Origin of the sequence: Streptomyces sp. DH10, from assembly GCF_029813805.1 — a bacterium.
GTDB classification, from domain to species: Bacteria; Actinomycetota; Actinomycetes; order Streptomycetales; family Streptomycetaceae; genus Streptomyces; species Streptomyces coeruleofuscus.
Window position 1 is genome coordinate 102,239 of sequence record NZ_JARVKU010000001.1, and the last position, 20,277, is coordinate 122,515.

16 protein-coding genes and 1 pseudogene are annotated in these 20,277 nt (G+C 70.0%); 10 read left to right on the forward strand and 7 right to left on the reverse strand.

The features are described from left to right. Window positions 1-108: 108 nt before the first annotated feature. Window positions 109-1,119: an enoyl-CoA hydratase/isomerase family protein gene (locus QC385_RS00450; protein WP_279539214.1), complete on the reverse strand. Its 1,011-nt coding sequence runs from the start codon at window positions 1,117-1,119 to the stop codon at window positions 109-111. Between the two features lie 275 nt (window positions 1,120-1,394). On the opposite strand from QC385_RS00450, the gene QC385_RS00455 reads away from it, so the two are divergent. Then, on the forward strand, window positions 1,395-3,284 hold the full coding sequence (locus tag QC385_RS00455) for a propionyl-CoA synthetase (protein WP_279539215.1): 1,890 nt from the start codon (window positions 1,395-1,397) through the stop codon (window positions 3,282-3,284). A gap of 50 nt (window positions 3,285-3,334) precedes the next feature. On the opposite strand, the gene QC385_RS00460 is transcribed toward QC385_RS00455, so the two are convergent. The 3 genes from QC385_RS00460 to QC385_RS00470 form a co-directional block, all read right to left on the reverse strand. Then, a complete protein-coding gene (locus QC385_RS00460; RefSeq protein ID WP_279539216.1) occupies window positions 3,335-4,150 on the reverse strand; it encodes an oxidoreductase in 816 nt (271 codons plus the stop codon). 226 nt (window positions 4,151-4,376) lie between these two features. After that, the gene (locus QC385_RS00465) at window positions 4,377-5,624 is read right to left on the reverse strand and encodes an MFS transporter (protein ID WP_279539217.1); all 1,248 of its coding nucleotides are present in this window, start codon (window positions 5,622-5,624) and stop codon (window positions 4,377-4,379) included. Window positions 5,625-5,784: 160 nt separating this feature from the next. Further along, complete coding sequence (locus QC385_RS00470; RefSeq protein ID WP_279539218.1) at window positions 5,785-6,480, reverse strand: hypothetical protein; 696 nt, start codon at window positions 6,478-6,480, stop codon at window positions 5,785-5,787. Window positions 6,481-7,061: 581 nt separating this feature from the next. Here QC385_RS00470 and QC385_RS00475 point away from each other — a divergent pair. From QC385_RS00475 to QC385_RS00490, 4 genes are all read left to right on the forward strand, one after another. After that, entirely contained in the window at window positions 7,062-8,069 is a 1,008-nt protein-coding gene (locus tag QC385_RS00475; RefSeq protein WP_279539219.1) for an NADP-dependent oxidoreductase, read from the forward strand. Window positions 8,070-8,094: 25 nt separating this feature from the next. Further along, on the forward strand, window positions 8,095-9,147 hold the full coding sequence (locus QC385_RS00480) for an alcohol dehydrogenase catalytic domain-containing protein (RefSeq protein ID WP_279539220.1): 1,053 nt from the start codon (window positions 8,095-8,097) through the stop codon (window positions 9,145-9,147). Window positions 9,148-9,568: 421 nt separating this feature from the next. After that, a complete protein-coding gene (locus QC385_RS00485) occupies window positions 9,569-10,075 on the forward strand; it encodes a DUF485 domain-containing protein (protein WP_279539221.1) in 507 nt (168 codons plus the stop codon). Further along, window positions 10,072-11,688 (forward strand): sodium/solute symporter, encoded by a 1,617-nt coding sequence (locus QC385_RS00490; protein WP_279539222.1) that lies wholly within the window; start codon window positions 10,072-10,074, stop codon window positions 11,686-11,688. The genes QC385_RS00485 and QC385_RS00490 overlap by 4 nt, the downstream gene beginning before the upstream one ends. 62 nt (window positions 11,689-11,750) lie before the next feature. On the opposite strand, the gene QC385_RS00495 is transcribed toward QC385_RS00490, so the two are convergent. Together QC385_RS00495 and QC385_RS00500 are read right to left on the reverse strand one after the other, a co-directional pair. Beyond that, on the reverse strand, window positions 11,751-14,171 hold the full coding sequence (locus QC385_RS00495) for a SpoIIE family protein phosphatase (protein ID WP_279539223.1): 2,421 nt from the start codon (window positions 14,169-14,171) through the stop codon (window positions 11,751-11,753). Between the two features lie 196 nt (window positions 14,172-14,367). Next, window positions 14,368-14,553, reverse strand: a pseudogene (locus tag QC385_RS00500) (TetR/AcrR family transcriptional regulator); the annotation flags it as partial. 307 nt (window positions 14,554-14,860) lie between these two features. On the opposite strand from QC385_RS00500, the gene QC385_RS00510 reads away from it, so the two are divergent. The 5 genes from QC385_RS00510 (at window position 14,861) to QC385_RS00530 (ending at window position 18,718) form a co-directional block, all read left to right on the forward strand. Beyond that, window positions 14,861-15,352, forward strand: coding sequence for a RidA family protein (locus QC385_RS00510; protein ID WP_279539224.1), 492 nt, complete (start codon window positions 14,861-14,863; stop codon window positions 15,350-15,352). Window positions 15,353-15,473: 121 nt separating this feature from the next. Continuing rightward, a complete protein-coding gene (locus QC385_RS00515) occupies window positions 15,474-16,580 on the forward strand; it encodes an alanine racemase (RefSeq protein ID WP_279539225.1) in 1,107 nt (368 codons plus the stop codon). 69 nt (window positions 16,581-16,649) lie between these two features. Further along, on the forward strand, window positions 16,650-17,384 hold the full coding sequence (locus tag QC385_RS00520) for an SDR family NAD(P)-dependent oxidoreductase (protein WP_279539226.1): 735 nt from the start codon (window positions 16,650-16,652) through the stop codon (window positions 17,382-17,384). 192 nt (window positions 17,385-17,576) lie between these two features. Further along, window positions 17,577-18,227: a hypothetical protein gene (locus QC385_RS00525; RefSeq protein WP_279539227.1), complete on the forward strand. Its 651-nt coding sequence runs from the start codon at window positions 17,577-17,579 to the stop codon at window positions 18,225-18,227. Further along, on the forward strand, window positions 18,224-18,718 hold the full coding sequence (locus tag QC385_RS00530; protein WP_279539228.1) for a flavin reductase family protein: 495 nt from the start codon (window positions 18,224-18,226) through the stop codon (window positions 18,716-18,718). Before QC385_RS00525 ends, QC385_RS00530 begins: the two co-directional genes overlap by 4 nt. A gap of 357 nt (window positions 18,719-19,075) precedes the next feature. On the opposite strand, the gene QC385_RS00535 is transcribed toward QC385_RS00530, so the two are convergent. Beyond that, on the reverse strand, window positions 19,076-20,251 hold the full coding sequence (locus QC385_RS00535; protein WP_279539229.1) for an acyl-CoA dehydrogenase family protein: 1,176 nt from the start codon (window positions 20,249-20,251) through the stop codon (window positions 19,076-19,078). Window positions 20,252-20,277 lie beyond the last annotated feature (26 nt).

Genomic DNA, 20,277 nt, shown 5'->3' on the forward strand with positions numbered 1-20,277 from the left:
GCCCGCCCGGGTCGGGCGAGACGCACCGACGGCTCGCGGCTCTCGACGCTCACGGCGGACACGGCGACACAGCGGATACGGCGGATACGGCGGATACGGCGGCCATGCTCAGAACGGCGATGTCCGTCCGCCCAGCGACGCACGTTGCCAGTCGGGATTGCGGTCCTTGTCGACCAGGGCCGCGCGGACGCCTTCCAGGAAGTCCGGAGTGCGGATGGTCGTGCGTGTGAGGGCGAGTTCGGCGCCGAGGCACTCGCGCAACGTGCGCTGCCTGCCCCGGGCCAGCAGGGCGTGAGTGATCTCCAGGCTGTGCGGCGAGGCGGACTCCAGGGCGGCCAGCGCCTCTGCCGCCCAGGCGGTGTCGAGGTGGCGCAGGCGTTTCTCGATCTCGCCGAGGGTCGGCGCGCCGAACGCCCAGTCCACGTCCCCGCGTACCTCCGCCAGCCCGCTGCCCGCCACCGGGGAACGGCCGGCTAGACGGTTCAGAACCACGTCCACCGGGTCGCCGGGGTTGTCGGCCAGCGCATCGCCGACCGCCTCGATCCCGTCCGCGGGGACGAAGTGTGTGGCCAGCCCCGTGTACAGGGCGTCGGCGGCGTCGAGCCGGTGCCCGGTCAGTCCGAGGTACATGCCGATCGCGCCGGGCAACCGCGGCAGAAAGTAGCTGGCCCCGACGTCCGGGAAGAACCCGATGCCGGTCTCGGGCATCGCCAGCACCGCGCCTTCGGTGACGACCCGGAAGCCGCCGTGGACGGACAGACCGAGACCGCCGCCCATGCACAGGCCGTCGATGAGCGACACGACCGGGACGGGATACTCGGCGATCCGGGCGTTGAGCCGGTACTCGGAGGCGAAGAACCGCTCACTGGCCTCGGCGTCCCCGGCGAGGCTGTGCTCGCGGATCGTCCGGATGTCTCCACCGGCACAGAACGCCTTCGGGCTGGTACTGGCGAGCACCACAGCGGACAGCGGTGCGTCCTCCCACCCGGCGAGCACGCGGTCGATGGCGACGACCATGCCCGTCGTCAGGGCGTTGAGCGCCTGGGGCCGGTTCAGGAGGATGCGGCCGACGCCCCGGTGGACGTCGGCGATGATCTCGACGGCGTCGGTATCAGTCATCAGTCGTCATCTCGTCTCTGCGCGGGCCTGCTGTCGCACCTCAAGATCCTCGCACGAGGGCTCGGAGCGCCTCCACGAGCCTATCGGCGGGCTTGTAGGCGTCTTCGGCCGGCTCAAAGCCAACCAGCAGGCCGCCGCACCACCGCCATGCCGGTGACCGGTCCGCCGGTCTCAGCCTTCCGGCTCGACCATGCCGGTCGGCATACGGTAGTTGTGTCCGACACCGTTCCGCACGCAGCCCACCACCGTCCCCCGAAGCCACAAAGGAGTGCGCGATGGGAACGTACGAGGATGTCTTCCGCGCCAGTACCGAGGACCCGGAGAGCTTCTGGCTGAAGGCGGCAGAGGCCATCGACTGGGACGTCACTCCCCAGCACGCCCTCGACTTCTCCGGCGCGCCTTTCTACCGCTGGTTTCCCGACGGACGGCTCAACGTCTGTTTCAACGCGCTCGACCGGCACGTCGACGCCGGCCGCGGTGAACAGCCCGCGCTCGTCTACGACTCCCCCGTGACCGACACCCGCCGCACCTACACCTACGCGCAGCTGAGGAACGAGGTGGCGGCCTTCGCCGGAGCGCTCGCGCAGCTCGGCGTGGGACACGGTGACCGGGTGGTCATCTATATGCCGATGGTCCCCGAGGCCGCCGTCGCGATGCTGGCCTGCGCACGGATCGGCGCGGTCCACTCGGTCGTCTTCGGCGGGTTCGCCCCGCGCGAACTCGCCCTCCGTATCGACGACGCCGCCCCCAAGGTGGTCGTCTCCGCCTCCTGCGGCATCGAGGGCAAGCGGGTCATCCCCTACAAGCCCCTGCTCGACCGCGCCATCGAACTCGCCGTCCACAAGCCGGAGAAGAGCGTGATCCTGCAACGCCCGCAGGAGCCGGCCACGTTGGGACCGGAGGATCTCGACTGGGCCGACCTGGTCGCCGCCGCGCCGCCGATCGATTGCGTTCCCGTCGCCGCCACCGACCCCCTGTACATCCTCTACACGTCCGGAACGACCGGAAAGCCCAAGGGAGTCGTGCGTGACTGCGGTGGCTACGCGGTCGCCCTGCACTGGTCGATGGGTGCCGTGTACGACGTGGGTCCGGGCGAGACGATGTTCACCGGCTCCGACGTCGGCTGGGTCGTCGGGCACTCCTACATCGTCTACGCTCCCCTGCTGGCCGGCGCGACGACGGTCCTGTACGAGGGCAAGCCGGTCGGCACCCCGGACGCGGGCCAGTTCTGGCGCGTCGCCGCCGAGTACCGGGTCAAGACCATGTTCACGGCACCCACCGCCTTCCGGGCCATCCGCAAGGAGGACCCGAAGGGCGCGCTCACCGCGGACCACGACCTGTCCCACCTGCGCTATCTCTTCCTGGCCGGTGAGCGCCTCGACCCCGAGACCTACCACTGGGCGAGCGCCCTCCTGGGCGTTCCGGTGATCGACCACTGGTGGCAGACCGAGACCGGCTGGCCCATCGTCGCCAACCCGGTCGGCATCGAAGCCGCTCCCGTCAAGCCCGGCTCCCCGACCCGCCCGCTGCCGGGCTGGGACGTCCGGGTCCTCGACCCTTCGGGCGAGCCGGCGCCCGCGGGCGTCGACGGCGCGATCGTCGTGAAGCTCCCCCTGCCGCCCGGCGCACTCCCCACGCTCTGGAACGACGACGACCGCTACGTCGCCTCCTACCTCTCCGCCTACGACGGCTACTACCTCACCGGCGACAGCGGCCACATCGACGACGACGGCTACGTCTTCGTCATGGGCCGCACCGACGACGTCATCAACGTCGCCGGACACCGGCTGTCCACCGGCAGCATGGAAGAAGCCCTGGCCGCCCACCCCGACGTCGCCGAATGCGCCGTCATCGGCGTCGCCGACGAACTCAAGGGCCAGATCCCGCGCGGCTTCGTCGTCCTGAAGGCCGGCAGCAACCGTGAACCGAGCGAGGTCGAGGCCGAACTGGTCCAGCTCGTACGCGAGCGCATCGGCGCCGTCGCCTCCCTCAAGGACGTCACGGTCGTGGCCGCCCTGCCCAAGACCCGATCGGGCAAGATCCTGCGCAAGACCATGCGCGGCATCGCAGACGGCCGCGACGAACCCATCCCGTCCACCGTGGACGACCCGGACGTCATCGAGGTCCTGCGCCCGGTTCTCCGCCGCACCGGTCACACCCCGTGAACCGCTGACGGCGCCCTGGCCGACGGTGGGCGAGCGCGCCCACCGGACAGTCAGCCGGCCATGCGATTGTTCTTGCGGATCTGCTTGTCGAACGCCCCGGCGGGAACGAGGCGCCGTGCCGTGGTGACGCGTGAGGCCAGCGGGCCGGCGGTGTAGCGCAGCTTCGGCTTCTTGTCGGTGGCCGCGGTGACGATCACTTCGGCGACGACGGCGGGGTCGTCGCCCGCCTTCATCGCTTCCGCCATCACCTCGTAGAAGACGCGCCGCCGCTCCGCGTACAGGGGCAGCGGGGTGTCGGGCTGCGCGGCATTGGTGTCGAAGCTGGTCTTGGTGTAGGCGGGCTGGACGAGCAGGACCCGGACACCGTGCTCGCGGACCTCGTGGTCCAGCGACTCGGAGTAGCCCTCGACGGCGTGCTTCGACGCGACGTAGAGGGCCATGAAGGGCTGGGGAGCGACCCCGAGGACGGACGAGATGTTGATGACGCGTCCGCCGCCCTGGGCGCGCATGTGCGGCAGGACGGCCTTGGTCATCCGGATGACACCCAGGACGTTGACGTTCAGGATGCTCTGGGCCTGGGAGACGGAGTTCTCCTCGACGGCGCCCGCAGAGCCGACGCCCGCGTTGTTGACCAGGACGTCGATGCGTCCGAACCGGGCGATCACCTCTCCGACCGCGGCGGTGACCGAGTCGTCGCTGGCCACGTCGAGGTCGAGGTACGTCACACCGGCGGGCGGGGTGAGTCCGGAGGTCTTGCGACCGGTTCCGATCAGGTCGAACCCCTCCGCGACGAGGGCGCGGGCTGTTTCCTTGCCGATCCCTGATGTGGCTCCTGTCACGAGCGCCACCGGCCGAGTTGTCGCCATCACGAGCTCCCTTGATTTTATATTACGTTCGTACGCCTTACGCTCGTACGACCATATGGGGACAGCCCGTCGATGGCAAGTGGCGGTGACGGCAGGCACCCGGTGTCGGACGCAGCACGCGCACGGCCGCGGGTCGGCAACCGGCGCAGCGGGCACGGACCCGCCGGACGCACCCTCGTGCCCGAAGCACCACCCACCTGTGGTTGTCCACGCGCCCGAGTCGAGCTCAGCGAGGCACCGGAGCTTCGGAGGCCGGCAGCGGTTCCGCGGTCTTCGGGACCAGCGCGCGAATGGAGGGAGTGGCGACCATGGCCAGGGTCGCGAGGAGGATGAGCGCGGCCGCCGCGTAGAGGGTTGCATGGAGGCCGAGCAGGAGTACGGCGGGTCCCGCGGCGAACTGGGCGAGCGGGAGCGCGAGGTAGGAGCCGAGGTCGTCGTAGGCGTAGACGCGGGCAAGGCGGTCCTCGGGGATCTGCTCGTTGAGGGTCGAGTACCAGGCGACGCCTGCCTGCTCGACGCCCACGCCCGCCACGAAGTTGGCCACGACCAGCACCCAGGTGTACGGGGCGAGCGCAAGCAGCAGCGGGGTCATCGCCGTCAGACTCATGAGCGCGCAGCCGACCAGGATCGCGCGCCGGGGCCGCCACCTCAGCGACAGTACGCCGCCGGCGACCGCGCCGAGCGAGCCCGCGGCGAGGGCCAGGCCCCAGCCGCTGCGGCCGATCCCGGTGGTGTCGGCGACGGCCGGGCCGAGGACGGTGAACGAGGCGGTGACACCGGCGTTGAGGAAGCAGAAGGCCACCACGATCACCCACACCCAGCTGCGGGAGGTGAACTCCTTCCAGCCGACGCGCAGTTCATGCACCAGGCCGGGGCTTGGCGCGGGCGGTGCGACCTGGACGCGGACCAGCGAAAAGGACGCGGCGGCCAGCGCGAAGCTGAGCGCGTCGACGGCCAGGCCCCAGCCGGGGCCGACCGCGGCGACCAGGACGCCGCCCAGCGAGGCGCCCACGATCGTCGCGCTGCTGCCCGCGATCCGGGAGAGCGCGAGGGCGGCGCGGCGGGACTCGGCCGGAACGGCCTGCGGCAGCAGGGCCTGGGCGGCGGGCTGGTAGCAGGAACTTGACGCCCCGTTGACCGCGGCGAGCACCATGAGCAGGGGGATGGCGGCGCCGTGGGTGAGGACCAGGGCGGCGACCACCGCCTGGCTCGCGGCGCTGACCACGCTGCTGCCGACCAGCAGCGGCCCGCGCGGCAACCGGTCCGCCAACACCCCGCCGAGCAGCAGGAACAGGATGCTGGTGACGGAGTGCGCGCCGACCACCAACCCGAGCGAACCGACCGAGCCCGTGGCGTCGAGCACGGCGAAGGCCAGAGCGATCGGCGCCACCCCGTTGCCGAGCAGATTGGCCGTCGTACCGACGAAGAGGTGACGGAACGGGCGGTGGCGAAGAGGCGCCAGGGCGGCAGACATGCGCCTGATCGTTGGGGCCGGGCGGCGCGCCCGTCAACGGATTAAAGGACTGTCATCGGGCAACCCGGCGGTCGAGCAGGGCGCTGAATACGGCTGATTCCGCAGGCCCGTTGGAGTGCGCCGCCCTTTTCGATGGCCCCCGCCCCGGGCTCGCCCCCGCTCAGGCCAGCAGAACATCCTCGCCCGCCGTCACGGGGACGGTCTGCGTGGCCGACGGCGCCTCGGCCTTCACCGGCGTTCCGAAGTCCGAGAGCGTCAGCGTCGTCACGGCCTTCACGCCGCCGAAGGAGGACAGCCGGGCCTGGACGGCGCGCCCCGTCCCGTCGACCCACACGTCCGCGTAGACGGGCATGTCGTCGCCCAGCTTCTCGCGCAGGTCGTCCAGCCCCTGTTTCGTCTTGGCCGTCATCCGGAGCGTCGCGGTGGCGTGGTCGATCGTGCCCCGGTAGTGCACCGCAGGGACGTCGTTCACCTGCTCCTTGCCCTCGTTCGACACCTGCCGCATCGCCTTCACCTGACGGAGCAGGTGCTCGGGGTCGTTCAGCGGCGCCCGCAGGAAGTAGCGGGTCATGGCCTCGCTCCGGACGGCCGAGGCCCACTTGCCCTCACCCACCGCCCGCGAGCCCCGCACGTAAACGGTGTCGCCAACGAAGACCTCCTCGACGGGGTCCATGCCACTGTCCTCGAGCTCCACCGTCAGCCGGCCCCTGTCACCCGCCAGGTCGAAGGCGCCGGTGATCGAGAACACGTACGTCGTGGGACTGTCGGCGGACCGCAGCTCGATCTTCTCGTCCACGCGGGCGCTGTCCGCGCTCGTCCTCTCGATCGCGGCGCGCACGGCTGCCCCGTGATCCACGGCTTTCTCCGCGCTCTTCCCCGAGTCATGGTCCGGACCGCCGGAACAGGCGGTGCAGAGCAGGAGGACAGCAGCGGAAAGCACATAGGCGCGGCGCATGGACTCTCCGAGGAATCGTTTACTGCGGCAGGGTGGGGCCCGAGAGGGCCTGAAGATCTTCGCATGAAACCGGTGAGGGGACCGGGGCGATGCGGCAGACGGCGTCGATCGGGTCCCGGTCGACGAGGTCACGGGCGCGAGCGGCGATCCGCAGCCGGCATCGGGAGCGCGGAGGTCGGAGGTCGGAGGTCGGAGGTCGGCCACAGCACGCGCACCGACACGCCCGCCGTCCACTGCCATGCCTCAAGCGCGTGCTCGCCGACCGGAGTTCCCGGCCCGCGGAGCCGGTGAAGGCGCAGGGGCCGCGCGCTCGCGCCGTACGTCGCACCGGGTGCCTCTTGCCTCCGGCGGGACGGCACCGTACGCTCACCGCTCGTACCGACTGGCCGGTATGCCAGGCGGACGTGTCGGTACGCGACTACGGCGGCCCGCACGGCCGCGCTGACCGCCGTCCCACGCGACCGTCGAAGGAGCCGCCGGAGATGAGCAGAATCAACCACCAGGTGCGTCTGGCCGCACGTCCCGTGGGCGAGCCGCGGCCCACCGACTGGGAGCACGTCGAGGAGCCGGCCGGGGAGCCGGGCGACGGGGAGTTCCTGGTGCAGGTGCTCTGCCTGTCGATCGACCCGGCGATGCGCGGCTGGATGAACGCGGGCCGGTCCTACATCCGTCCGGTGGAGATCGGCGAGGTGATGCGCGCCGGCGCGGTGGGGAGGGTGATCGCCTCCAGGCATTCCGGGTTCGCGGTCGGTGACCATGTGTCGGGCTCGTTCGGCGTGCAGGAGTACTGCGTGTCGGACGGCCGCGACGTGACCAAGGTCGACCCGGAGGCCGCCCCTCTGCCGACCCATCTCGGCGCTCTCGGCATGTCGGGCCTGACGGCCTACTTCGGTCTGATCGACATCGGGCGTCCCGAGCCCGGTCAGACCGTCGTCGTCTCCGGAGCGGCGGGGGCGGTCGGCAGTGTCGTCGGGCAGATCGCCAAGATCCTGGGCTGCCGGGTCATCGGCATCGCCGGCGGCGAGTCCAAGTGCCGACTGGTGGTCGACGAGTTCGGCTTCGACGCCGCGATCGACTACCAGAAGGAGGACGTTCGCAAGGCACTGCGCGAACACGCCCCCGGCGGCGTCGACGTCTACTTCGACAACGTCGGCGGTGACGTTCTGGACGCCGTGCTGCTGCGGCTGGCGCGCGGTGCCCGCATCGTCGTGTGCGGTGCGATCTCCCAGTACAACAGCACAACACCGCAGGGACCCGGCAACTACCTGTCGCTGCTGGTGAACCGTGCCTCCATGACGGGCATGGTGGTGTTCGACTACGCCGACCGCTACGCCGAAGGCGTCGCGCAACTGGCCGCATGGCGGGCAGAGGGCCGGCTGAAGTCCCTGGAGGACGTGGTGACCGGCGGCGTGGCGGCGTTCCCCGAAACCCTGATGCGGCTCTTCCGTGGTGAGAACCACGGCAAGCTGGTGCTGAAGATCGCGGACTGACCGGGCAGGAGGAGGGAGGAATCCGGTGAAAGCACTGAGCTACCACGGACGTCATGACATCCGCTACGGGGACGTCCCCGAGCCTGCCGTCACCCACCCCACCGATGCGGTCATCCGGGTCACCACGGCCGGCATCTGCGGCAGCGACCTGCACATCTACCACGGCCACCCGTTCAGCCCGGAGCTGGGCTACACACCGGGACACGAGTGTGTCGGCGTGGTGGCCGACACCGGCGACCAGGTCACCCGCTTCAAGCCCGGCGACCGCGTCCTGGTGCCCGCCTCGGTCGGCTGTGCCGAGTGCCGGTCGTGCGCGGCCGGATTCACTGCCCGGTGTGAGCGCGCCAAGTCCAGCACGGAACTCTGCTACGGGGTGAGCCCGCAGCTCCAGGGCAGCCAGGCCCAGGCCCTCGCGGTGCCGTACGCCGATGTCAATCTGGTGCACCTGCCCGAGGACATCTCCGACGAAGCCGCGGTCGTCCTGACGGACAACGCCCCCACGGCCTGGTACGGCTGCCGCCGTGCCCGCATCCAGCCCGGTGAGACGGTCCTGGTCATCGGCCTCGGCCCGGTGGGCCTCATGGCAGCCCAGGGCGCCTTCGCGATGGGCGCCGCGCGGGTGCTGGGCGCGGACCTGGTCGCGGAACGCCGCGCTTTCGCCGCCACCCTGGGCGTCGAACCGGTCGAGGGCGAGGACACGCGGACGGCCATTCGGGACATGACCGGCGGACGCGGGCCGGACGCCGTGGTGGAGGCCGTGGGCTCGGACGCCACCATCGAGCTCGCCCTCAAGGCCGTCCGGCAAGCCGGCCGGGTCAGCGTCATCGGGGTCAGCCAGAACAAGGCCTTCCCTTTCCACATGGGGCTGGCGCAGGTCAAGGAACTGGAGTTCACCATCGGGCTGTGCTCGGTGCACTACGAGCTCCCTCCCCTGATCGCCCTCACACGGGCCGGCCGGATCAATCCGGAGGTGGTCGTCTCCCACCGCTACGGCCTCTCCGAAGGTCCGGCGGCGTACGAACTGTTCGCGGACCGCTCCGACGGCGTGCGCAAGATCCTCCTCGATCCCACCCGCTGACCCTGTTCACGAGGGCAGACAGAGTGTTGTCGCGTCTTCCGGGCGCGGGTGATCCGCCCAATGTGCGGCCGGCGCCGTGGATCCTGTCGCCACGGAACGCCGGTCGCCGGGTGAGGAGCCGGCGGCTGCTCGTTCGACGGGCCGGCGTCGCCGGCACGCCCTTGAGATGGCCGTTCGCGCCGCCGCTGTCCACTGATGCGGTGCCGCTCGACGGGCGAGCGCCGGCCGGCCTGATGCCCATCCCGCACGCCGCGCCCAGCTGATGGCCGCCCTCGGTGGCCCAGACCGTCGGAGTCACATCAACTCCGAAATGTGACCTACGGCAGACTTACAGGCATTCCAACCAGTCGGTATGGTGCGCCGCCTGAAGCGTCCTTTCCCGTTCACCTCACGGATCCGAGCCGTAGCGGAAGGCCAGGCGATGACATACGCCGACGAGAACAGGTACCCACCCTCAGCGCAGCCCTATGGAATCCCCCCTCGACACGAGACGTACGGACAGAACCCGTGGCCGGAGTCGTACGGACACGACGCCCCGCGATACGACCCGTACGGGCGGCAGACCCCTTGGGACGCCGCTTGGGACGACCCCTGGGACGCCCCCTACGCTCACCGGACTCATCGAGACGACCCCGGCCTCGCCGCCCTCCGCTCGGCCTACCGCCTGCTCCGCCGGATCTCCACGCTCACCGTACTCGGCTCCTTCGTGGTGTATGTCGTGCTGTCCTGCTACGCGCCCGGCCTGATGGGATCCAAGGTCACCGGGGAACTGAGCCTGGGCATGGCCTTGGGCATCCTCCAGCTCGTCGTCACCTTCGCGGCGGTCTTCTGGTACGGACGCAGCGCACAACGCTCTGTGGATCCGCTGGCCCGCGCCGTCAGGGAGCGGGCGGTCCCCGCCGCCGGGAGCGCGGGGACGGCGAGATGAACGACTTCAGCTCCGGGACACAGGCCCTCGTCCTGGTTCTGTTCACCACGCTGGTCACCGTCACGCTGCTGATGTGCGTCATGGCGGGACCGGACCGCGACGACCTGGCGAACTTCTACACCGGCTACCTGTCGCTCACCCCGCTCAAGAACGGCCTGGCGATCGCGGGCGACTACATCTCCGCCGCCACGGTGCTGAGCACCACCGGGATCATCGCGCTCTCCGGATACGACGGCTACGTCCTCGCGGTCAGCACCGCCCTGTCCCTGGTGCTGCTGATGTTCCTGCTGGCCGAACCCCTGCGCAACGCCGGCAAGTTCACCATGGGCGACGTCCTGGCCCGCAACATGTCCGGACGGTCCGTGCGTATCGCGGCCTGTGTCGTGACACTCTCGGCGACCCTGCCGTTTCTGGTCGTCCAGCTCTCCGGAGCCGGGTCGCTGCTCACCTTCATCCTGGACATTCCTTACGCCACGGGCGCCAGGACGGCGTGCATCGTCATCGTCGGCACTCTGATGATCATCTACGCGGCGATCGGCGGTATGCGGGGCACCGCGCTCATCCAGATGATCAAGATCGTGCTCCTGCTCGGCACCAGCATCGTCGTCGCCGCTCTCGTACTCAACCGCTTCGACTGGAGCCCCGGCGGCATCCTCAGGGCAGCCCAGCACGGCAGCGGCGCGGGCCCCGCCTACCTTCAGCAGGGCCTGCAACTCGGCACTTCCACCGGTGGCCGGCTGGACTTCGTCAGTCTCCAGATCACCGTCATCCTCGGCGTCGCCTGCCTGCCACACATCACGATGCGCCTGTACTCCGCACAGGACGTACCGGCCGTGCGCCGCTCCATGTCATGGGCCGTCGGCACGGTCACCACGTTCTGCCTGCTCGTGATCATCATGGGTACGGGCGCGGCGGCCCTGGTGGGATCGCAGCACATCACCGCGGCCGACCCGCACGGCAGAACATCGGTGCTCATGCTGTCCCAGGTGCTCGGCGGGGCCCCCGGCTCCGCGGGCGCGACGATCCTGTACTCGGCCGTGGCGGGCATGGTGTTCATCACCCTGCTGTCGTCGGTCGCGGGGATGACCCTGGCCGCGGCTTCGTCACTCGCCCACGACCTGTTCGCCCACACGGTGCGGCGGGGACGGGCCGAGCCCCGTACCGAGATGACGGTGGCGGCGTGGACGAGCGTGGCCGTGGGGATCGTCGCCATCGGGCTCGCCACCATGGTGCAGAACTGGGACGTCGGCGTGCTGACCACCGCGGCCATCTGCATCGGGGCGTCGGCGGTGGCACCCGCACTCACCTACTCCCTGTTCTGGCGAGGGTTCACGCGCACCGGCCTGCTCGCCACCCTCTACGGCGGCGCGGCCTGCGCGTTGCTCCTCATGGTCTTCTCCAAGGCCGTTTCGGGCACGCCGTCCGCCGTCTTCCCGGACGCCGACTTCGACCTGTTCCCCATGCAGTCGACCGGGCTGGTCTCCATACCGTTCGGCTACCTCGCGGGCTGGCTGGGCAGCCGTCTGGACCACCGTCGCCGGGCAGCCGACAGCCGTGAGCAGCGGCGCCTGTACGAGGAGAGCGAGGCACGGCTTCTCGCCGCAGCCGAATGACCACGGCGGCGCGGGCGGTCCGGCTCCGGGCGGCCTCCCGCGCCGGCCGCGGCCCGATACGGTCAAACGGGCGTGCCGGTCAGCGGTTGCTCGGTCCACACGGTCTTGCCCTCGCGGGTGTAGCGGGTGCCCCAGCGTTCGGTCATCTGGGCCACCAGGAACAGACCGCGCCCGCCCTCGTCGGTCGTACGGGCGCGGCGCAGGTGTGGTGAGGTGTGGCTGGTGTCGCTGACCTCGCACACCAGACACTGCTCACGGATCAGCCGTAGGGTCGCGGGGCCGCCGGCGTAGCGGTAGACGTTGGTGACCAGTTCGCTGGCGATCAACTCGGTGGTGAACGCCAGGTGCTCCAGACCCCACTCGCTCAGCTTGGCCGAGGCCAACGCCCTGGCCCGGCCGGCGCTGGCAGGCTCCGGTGGCAGACGCCAGGAGGCGACATTGTCCGGTGGCAGCACGCGGGTGCGGGCGATCAGCAGGACGACGTCGTCGCTGGGACGCGAGGGCACCAGCGCGTCGACCACCGCTTGGCAGGTGCGCTCCAGCGCGCCCGCAGGGCGTGCGAGCGCTGCGCACAGCTTCGTCAGGCCGGCGTCGGCATCGATGTGGCGCTCGCCGATGATTCCGTTGGTGTACAGGCACAGCAGGCTTCCCTCGGCCAGTTCGATGTCCCGGGCCTCGAACGGCAGGCCGCCCAGGCCGAGCGGTGGGCCGGCGGGCAGGTCGAGCAGAGCCACCTGTCCGTCCGGAGCGGTCACCACCGGCGGCGGATGACCGGCGCGGGCCACGGAGCAGCGCCCGGAGACCGGGTCGTACACGGCGTACAGGCAGGTGGCGCCGACGACCTGCTCGCCCAGGGGCCGCTCGCCGACCGCTTCTTGTTCGGCCGCCAGCAGGTTGACCAGGTCGTCGAGGCGGGAGAGGACCTCGTCGGGTTCCAGGTCGAGGCTGGCGAGCGTATGGACGGCGGTGCGCAGCCGGCCCATGGTGGCGGCGGCGTGGATGCCGCGTCCCACCACGTCGCCGACGACGAGGGCGACCCGGGCCCCGGACAGGGGAATGACGTCGAACCAGTCGCCGCCCAGCCCCGGGCCCGCGCTGGCCGGCAGGTAGCGAAGGGCCACCTCGACGGCCGACTGGTCCGGAACCGCCCGGGGCAGAAGGCTGCTCTGCAGGGTGAACGCGGTCTGCTGCTGCTGAGTGAAGCGCCGGGCGTTGTCGATGGCGACGGCGGCGCGCGAGGCGAGTTCTTGGGCGAGAGTGAGATCGTCCGTCTCGAAGGCGTCGGGGCGGCGCGAGCGCCACAGGGTCATCACACCGAGCACCAGGCCGCGCGCGGCGAGAGGTACCACGATCAGGGAGTGGGCGCTCAGGTCCGGAGCCTGGGCCCCCTGACGGCCCGCCGCCGAGACCCAGTCGGGCGGGAGAACCGGCTCCAGGACGGGCCGTCCCTCGGCCAGGCATCCGGCCTGCGGTGTGTCGGGCCCGAACTCCACGCGCTCGCCCTCGGGGTGGGGCGGTCCGGGTCGCTGGGCACCGACACCGGAGGTCCCCAGCCGGACCACAGGTCCTGCCACGGCGCGCGTCGGTTCCTCACCGCGCGTCACCGCCTGAAGCAGGTCCACCGACGCATGGTCGGCGAGGTGGGGCACCATCACTTCGGCCAGTTCCCGGGCGGTCTCGGCCACGTCGAGCGTGGTTCCGATACGGCTGCCCAGCTGGTCGAGGAGCGCGAGCCGGCGCTGGGCCCGATGGCGGTCGGTGATGTCCTCGATCATCTCGGCCACACCCAGGACGCGCCCGGAGGGATCCTCCATCCGGAAGGACGAGACCAGCGCGACGCGCTCTCGTGCCGGATCCTGCTCCAGGCGAACGAACTGCTCGGAGTAGACCAGCGGTCTTCCGGTCTGCATCACCTGGCGTACACGGTCCACCGCCTTGCGCGCGTCGTCGGCGAGGAGCAACCGGCCGGTGGACAGCCCCCGGAAGTCCGCCGCCGGGACGCCGCTGAACCGTTCGATGGCCCGATTGACCCGGAGAATCCTCTGGTCGGGGCCGTGGATGACCAGGCCGATCGGGCACTGGCGGTACAGACCGTCGAGAACCGCGCGGTCCCTTTGCCATTCGAGGACGTCACTCGCGAGTGCCCCCGCGAGAAACCACTCAGGGCCCCGGTCGCCGCGGGACAGCTCATGGGCCCTGAGCCCCAGCTCCACGAGCCGCCCGTCGCGGTGGCGCAGGGTGAGCACGCCGAACCAGCCACCGGCTCTCCTGCACTTGGCCGCGGCCTCGGTGACAGCCGGCAGGTCACGAGGATCGACAAGGACCTCGAACGCCGGACGACCGATCACGGCTGTGTCCGGATGGCCGAGCAGTTCCTGGGCCCGCCGACTCCATCCGACCACTGTCCCCCGGTCGTCGAGCACCACCAAGGCGGCGAGGTGCAGGGCGAACGGATCGTCGTGGCTTTCGCTGAGCTCCGTCATCGGCTTCTCCACCGCTGGACACCACCGTGTGCTCGGTCGCCGATGTTCTGCCGCGGGTCCCGACCGCGGCCGGTGACCGGCATGACGGCGTCCGTGGCGGTGGCTCGGTGTTCCCGAATGCACGCCGGCCTGCTGACCCTGTAAGCCTATTGAAACCCGGCAAGGGCCGCGGCCTTGTCCGGCGCGCGGCGTGGCATCAGTCAGTGTCGAGCCCGTCGATCAGGCGGTTGAGGAAGCGGGTGAAGGTGGCCTCGGGGGTGAGGGGGCGTCCGGGGGCGGAAAGCGCTTCGGCGAGCTCCGGATGGCAGCCGTCGGCGGCGACAGCGGCGAGGTAACGGCCCTCGGCGGCGGCCCGGTCCGGCGATCGTGACACCGCGGCCTGCCCGCTTCCCCGTCGGCCACCGCATACGCCGGCAGATCAGCGGAGGCAACCACCCGCGCCACGCCCGCAATCCCGGCACCGGTGAGTCGCCGGTGGAGGCCACCACCTTCACACCGGTGCGCATCTCGCTCCACACGGACTCGGCACTGGTACTGCCCAACAGCTCCGGGCGTGGTCGAGGCTGAAGTTGCATTGACAGTACTCGATGGGCCCTCATATGGTCGACAAACGACAATGCGGCGGCGATTTTGAGCCAACCTGCGGCGTTTTTTCGCCACCTGTTGGTCAAAAGGAGAACCGAGTACAGATGATCGAGATTCACGCGAAGACTTCGGCGGCAAACACCGGCTCGGCTTCCGATCGGCTCCACACCTTGGGGCTGGCCCTTCCCGACCTCCGCGGCAACCCGTACTACGTGCACCACCGGACGGTGGACTCCAGCATCTACATCTCGGGTCAACTGCCTTACCAGGACGGTCGGCTGCTGGGTCAGGGCATCGTCGGCCGGGACGTCGAGCTGGAGACGGCTCGGGAGCTCGCGCGCCATGCCGCGCTCAACGCACTCGCTGCCGCTGTGCAGGCGGTGGGCGAGCTGGACCGGGTCCGGATCGTGCAGATGCTGGTCTTCGTGGCCAGTACGCCGGACTTCGGTGAGCAGTCGAACGTCGCCAACGCGGCCAGTGACCTGCTCATCGAGGTGCTGGGCGAGAACGGACGGCACGCTCGCACCGCGATCGGTGTCGCCGGGCTGCCTCTCAACAGCCCGGTCGAGATCCAGATGGTCTGCACCGCGGTGTAGGGCGGACACGACGGCGGTGCGGCGCGAGCGCGCGACGTCGCGGGCCGCGCCCGTTCGCGTCCAAGGGATTCAGCACCCGCGCCCCTCGATCATTCCCGGACAGAACCAGAAGGAGGGCAGCGTGAACCGGCTCCAGCGAGCACTCGAGACTCTGGTCGAGCGAATCGACACCCCCGCGCCGATCGTGCTGGTCGACGTCATGCAAGACAACATCGACCGCATGCAGGCCTTCGCCGACCAGCACGACCTCGACGTCAGGCCGCACGTCAAGACCCACAAGTGTGTGGAGATCGGGCGGCGGCAGATCGGGGCCGGGGCGGTCGGAATCACCGCGGGAAATGTCGGTGAGGCCGAGGTCTTCGCCGCGGCCGGCTTCGACGACATCTTCCTCGCCTACCCGATCTGGCCCGCGGGAACGAAGGGGAGCCGGATCCGCCGGCTCGCCGAGTCCGCTCGGCTGCGGGTCGGTGTCGACAACGTCGCGGCGATCGAGGCCCTCGCCAACGCGATGGGAGACGCACGGGACCGGCTGCATGTTGTCATCGAGGTCGACTGCGGCGCCCGTCGTTCCGGGGCGCCGCCCGAGGCTGCGGGCGACCTCGCGCTCGCCGCCCGCAAGCACGGTTTGGTGCCGGTGGGTGTCTTCACCTATCCAGGTCACGGCAGCGCAGGTCGGGACGCTCGCAGGTGCGCCGCGCAGGACCAGGAGGCCGCACTCACCACCGCGGTACGCGGTCTCGCCGGTGTCGGAGTCACCGCCGACGTGGTCAGCGCCGGCTCCACCCCCACCGTCGAGTTCTCCACCAGCAGCGTGATCACCGAAATCCGTCCCGGCGAGTACGTCTTCGGCGATCTGAACAACGCTCGGCTGGGCGCCTGCGCAGACGACCAGATCGCGCTGTTCGTCGCCGGCACCGTGGTCAGCGACTGGGTCCCCGACCAGGTCATCCTCGATGTGGGCACCAAAGCACTCGGTCGTGAAGGCAGCCCCGAGATCGGCTACGGCGGCGTCGCCGGCACGAAGGCGGTCCTGGCCAAGCTCAACGAGTACCACGGATTCCTCCCGCTGCCGGTCGGCGACTTCCGCCCTAGCGTCGGCACCGTCGTCGCGGTGGTGCCGAACCACGTATGCCCGGTCGTCATCAATTTCGAGGAGCTGATCGTCACCGACAGCACGGGCACATCTCTGCTGCGGTGGCCGGTCGACGCCCGCGGATTCCTCAGCTGACCGGCACCGGGACGAGACCTTCGTACCCGAGCCCGCAACCCGACCCACCTCTCCCAAGGAGTGCCTGACATGAGACTCGAGAACGTCACCGCCCTGGTGACCGGCGCCGGCAGTGGCATCGGGCAGGCAGTGAGTTCCCACTTCCGCCGCGAGGGCGCACGCCTGCTGCTCACCGGCCGCAAGGAGCGACTCGACAGCGCTGAACCCGACGACCTGTACGTTCCGGGGGACCTCAATGACGAGGCCTTCGTCGAGGACCTGGCCAAGCAGGCCGCCGCGTCCTTCGGCACCGTCGACGTCGTCGTCCTCAACCACGGCCTGCAGGCCAGCAGTCCGCTCACCGAGATGGCCTACGACGACGCGAAGAATGTGCTCGAGAGCAATCTGCTCAGCGCGTTCCTGGTGATGAAGCACTTCGCGCCGCTGATGCCCCAGGCGGGAGGCTCGTTCGTCTGCGTCAGTTCACGGCTCGGCATCGTCGGCAAGCCCCGGGAAGTCCTGTACTCCGCCGCCAAGGGAGGCCTCATCATGCTCGCCAAGGGCGCGGCGATCGAATGGGCCCCGCGCAACATTCGCGTCAACGTCGTCGCTCCAGGCCTGACCGCCACCCCGATCATCGAAGCGTCGATCCAGCGCAGCCCCGACCCCGAGGCCTACCGCCGCGAGCGCGAGTCCCAGATCCCGCTCCAACGCCTCGCCACCCCCGAGGAGGTCGCCGACGCGGTGCTCTTCTTCGCATCATCGGAGTCGTCGTACGTCACCGGATCGGTCCTGACCGTCGACGGCGGGTACACCGCTTTCTGAATGTCGGAGCGTTCTCCGGGACAACCGAGGACGCGGGCGAGCTCTCGACGTCTTCGCAGCGCCCGTCCGTCAATCTTCTTTCTCCGCGCCGATGAGGACGAAGGCCATCGTGACCGGTTTGCCGCTGCGGTTGCGCCAGGCGTGCCGGGTTCCGTTCTGGATGACGATGTCCCCTGCCGAGAGCGGAGTGCAGTGACCGTCGTCGAGTTCGAGGGTGATCTCGCCACGTTCCTCGACACCTGGGACGCGGTGGGCCTGCGTGCCACGCAGAGCACCGACTTCACGATCGACGACGTCTTCGTACCGGCGCGCTTCACCGGCCCGCTGATGGGCGGCAACAACATCCCCGCGCCGTTCTACGGTCTGCCGTACACCGCCACCGGCGCCTCGCACGACGCCGTGATCATCGGCTGTCTGGAGGGCGCGTTGGACGATCTCGCCGAACTGGCCGCCACCAAGCGGCCGGCGTTCGACCCCAGGGTGGTCATCGGTGAGGACCCGGTGTTCCAGGAGAGGTTCGCCGAGCTGCACCTGCGCACGGCGGCACTCAACGCCCTGCTGGAACAGACCGGCCGCGTCGTCATGGACCGGGCGTTCAGGGGCGAGGAGCCCACCCCGGGCGAGTGGTTCAGCTACACCGGCGGTCACCAGCACATCCACCACGAGGGCATCCGCATCCTCAACGAGGTCATGACGCTGTCCGGCAGCTCGGGGCTCTACAGCTCCAGCCCGATGCAGCGCCGCTGGCGCGACGTCCGCTGCGTCTCCCAGCACGTGGCGGGCAACAACGGCTCGCTGCGGCGTCTGGGCGCGGTTCTCTCGGGTCAGGGGGACGTCCTATGAGCCCGCTCGCGACGACACCGACGGATCCCGCCGTGCTGCGCCAGGCGTTCGGCTGCTTCCCGTCCGGGGTGACAGCTCTGTGCGCACTTGATTCGGACACGCCGGTGGGCATGGTCGCGAGTACGTTCACTCCGGTCTCCCTTCGGCCGCCTCTGGTGTCGGTCTGCGTCCAGGACACCTCGTCGACCTGGCCGAAACTGCGCCAGCAGAACCGCCTGGGCCTGAGCGTCCTGGCCGAGGGACAGGACCTGGTCTGCCGTTCGCTGGCCGGCAAGGACCGGGACCGGTTCGCGGGGGTCGGCTGGGAGGCCTCCAAGGAGGGCAGCGTCCATATCCACGGTGCCGCCCTCTGGCTGGACTGCTCGGTCCACGCCGAGCTGCCCGGAGGCGACCACACGATCGTCCTGCTGGAAATCCACGCCCTGAGGGCCGAACCCGACCGGGAGCCACTGGTGTTCCACGGCAGCCGGTTCCGGCGCCTGGCCGTCTGACGGTCCACTGACCGACGCGGGAGCTCCCGACCCATCTGTGCCTGTGGCAGGGGTCGGGACTCCCGCGTGGTAACCCTCCGCCGACGCCCCGCCGAGCGCCTATTCGCTTGTTCGTGCCCTGACCGGCTGCGCGGAGTCGGGTCCCATGGACACGACGGTGACCTCGGGCGCCCCCGTCTCCTTCAGCGTCAGGACCTCCTCCGCGGCGCGCTCGTTGATCTCGTCCAGGACGAGATCGGCGTTCTCTCGGTCAAGGGTGTGGTCGGCCTCGGACAGGGTGCGTTTCGGCAGCGGTGTCCGGAACCTGTTCGGCCAGTACGACGACGTTCACGGTCGCCTTCCCTCAGCCTGCGGTGATCAGCGGAACGCCGGGTAGCCGGTGATCGCCTGACCGACGACCAGCGTGTGCATCTCCCCCGTGCCTTCGTAGGTGAGGACGGACTCCAGGTTGTTGGCGTGACGCAGGGGCGAGTACTCCAGGGAGATACCGCCCGCGCCGAGGATCGTGCGGCATTCCCGGGCGATCGCGATCGCCTCCCGGACGTTGTTGAGCTTACCGACGCTGATCTGCTCGGGCCGGATGCGGTGCTGGTCCTTCAGACGGCCCAGATGCACGGCGAGGAGTGCGGCGCTGCCCAGGGACACGGTCATGTCGGCGAGCTTCTTCTGGGTGAGCTGGAAGGCGCTGATCGGCTTGTCGAACTGCACCCGGGAGTCGGCGTAGTCGATGGCAGTCCGGATCGAGTCGCGGGCGGCGCCGACCGCGCCGAACAGGATGCCGAAGCGGGCCTCGTTCAGGCAGGACAGCGGACCGCGCAGGCCCTCCGCGAGCGGGAGCCGCGCGGAGTCCGGCAGCCGGACGTTGTCGAAGTACAGCTCCGAGGTGATCGAGGCGCGCAGCGACATCTTCTGCTTGATGTCCTGCGTGGTGAAGCCGGGCGTGCCGCGCGGCACGAGGAAGCCGCGGATGCCGTCCTCGGTCTGTGCCCAGACGGTGGCCACATCGGCGATGCCACCGTTGGTGATCCACATCTTGGAACCGTTCAGGATCCAGTCGTCGCCGTCTCGGACTGCCCTGGTGCGCATCCCGGACGGGTTGCTGCCGAAGTCTGGCTCGGTCAGGCCGAAGCAGCCGATCGCCTCACCGGCGGCCAGGCGGGGCAGCCACTCCTGCTTCTGTTCCTCCGATCCCCACTTCCAGATGGAGAACATCGACAGCGAGCCCTGCACGGAGACGAAGCTGCGGAAACCGGAGTCGGCCGCCTCCAGCTCCAGGCAGGCCAGGCCGTAGCCGACCGCGTTGGTGCCGGCGCAGCCGTAGCCTTCGAGGTGCATGCCGAGAACACCCAACTTGCCGAGTTCGGGGGCGAGTTCGCGGGCGAAGTGGGCGTTCTCGAACCATTCGGCGATGTGCGGGCGCACCCGGTCGGCGAGGAACTTGGCGACGGTGGCCTGGATCTCACGCTCCTCGTCGGTAAGGACGGAGGCGATGTCGAGCAGGTCGAGGGGGTCCTTCAGGGGCTTGCCGCTCATCGTTTGGGCTCCTTGTCATCAAGGTC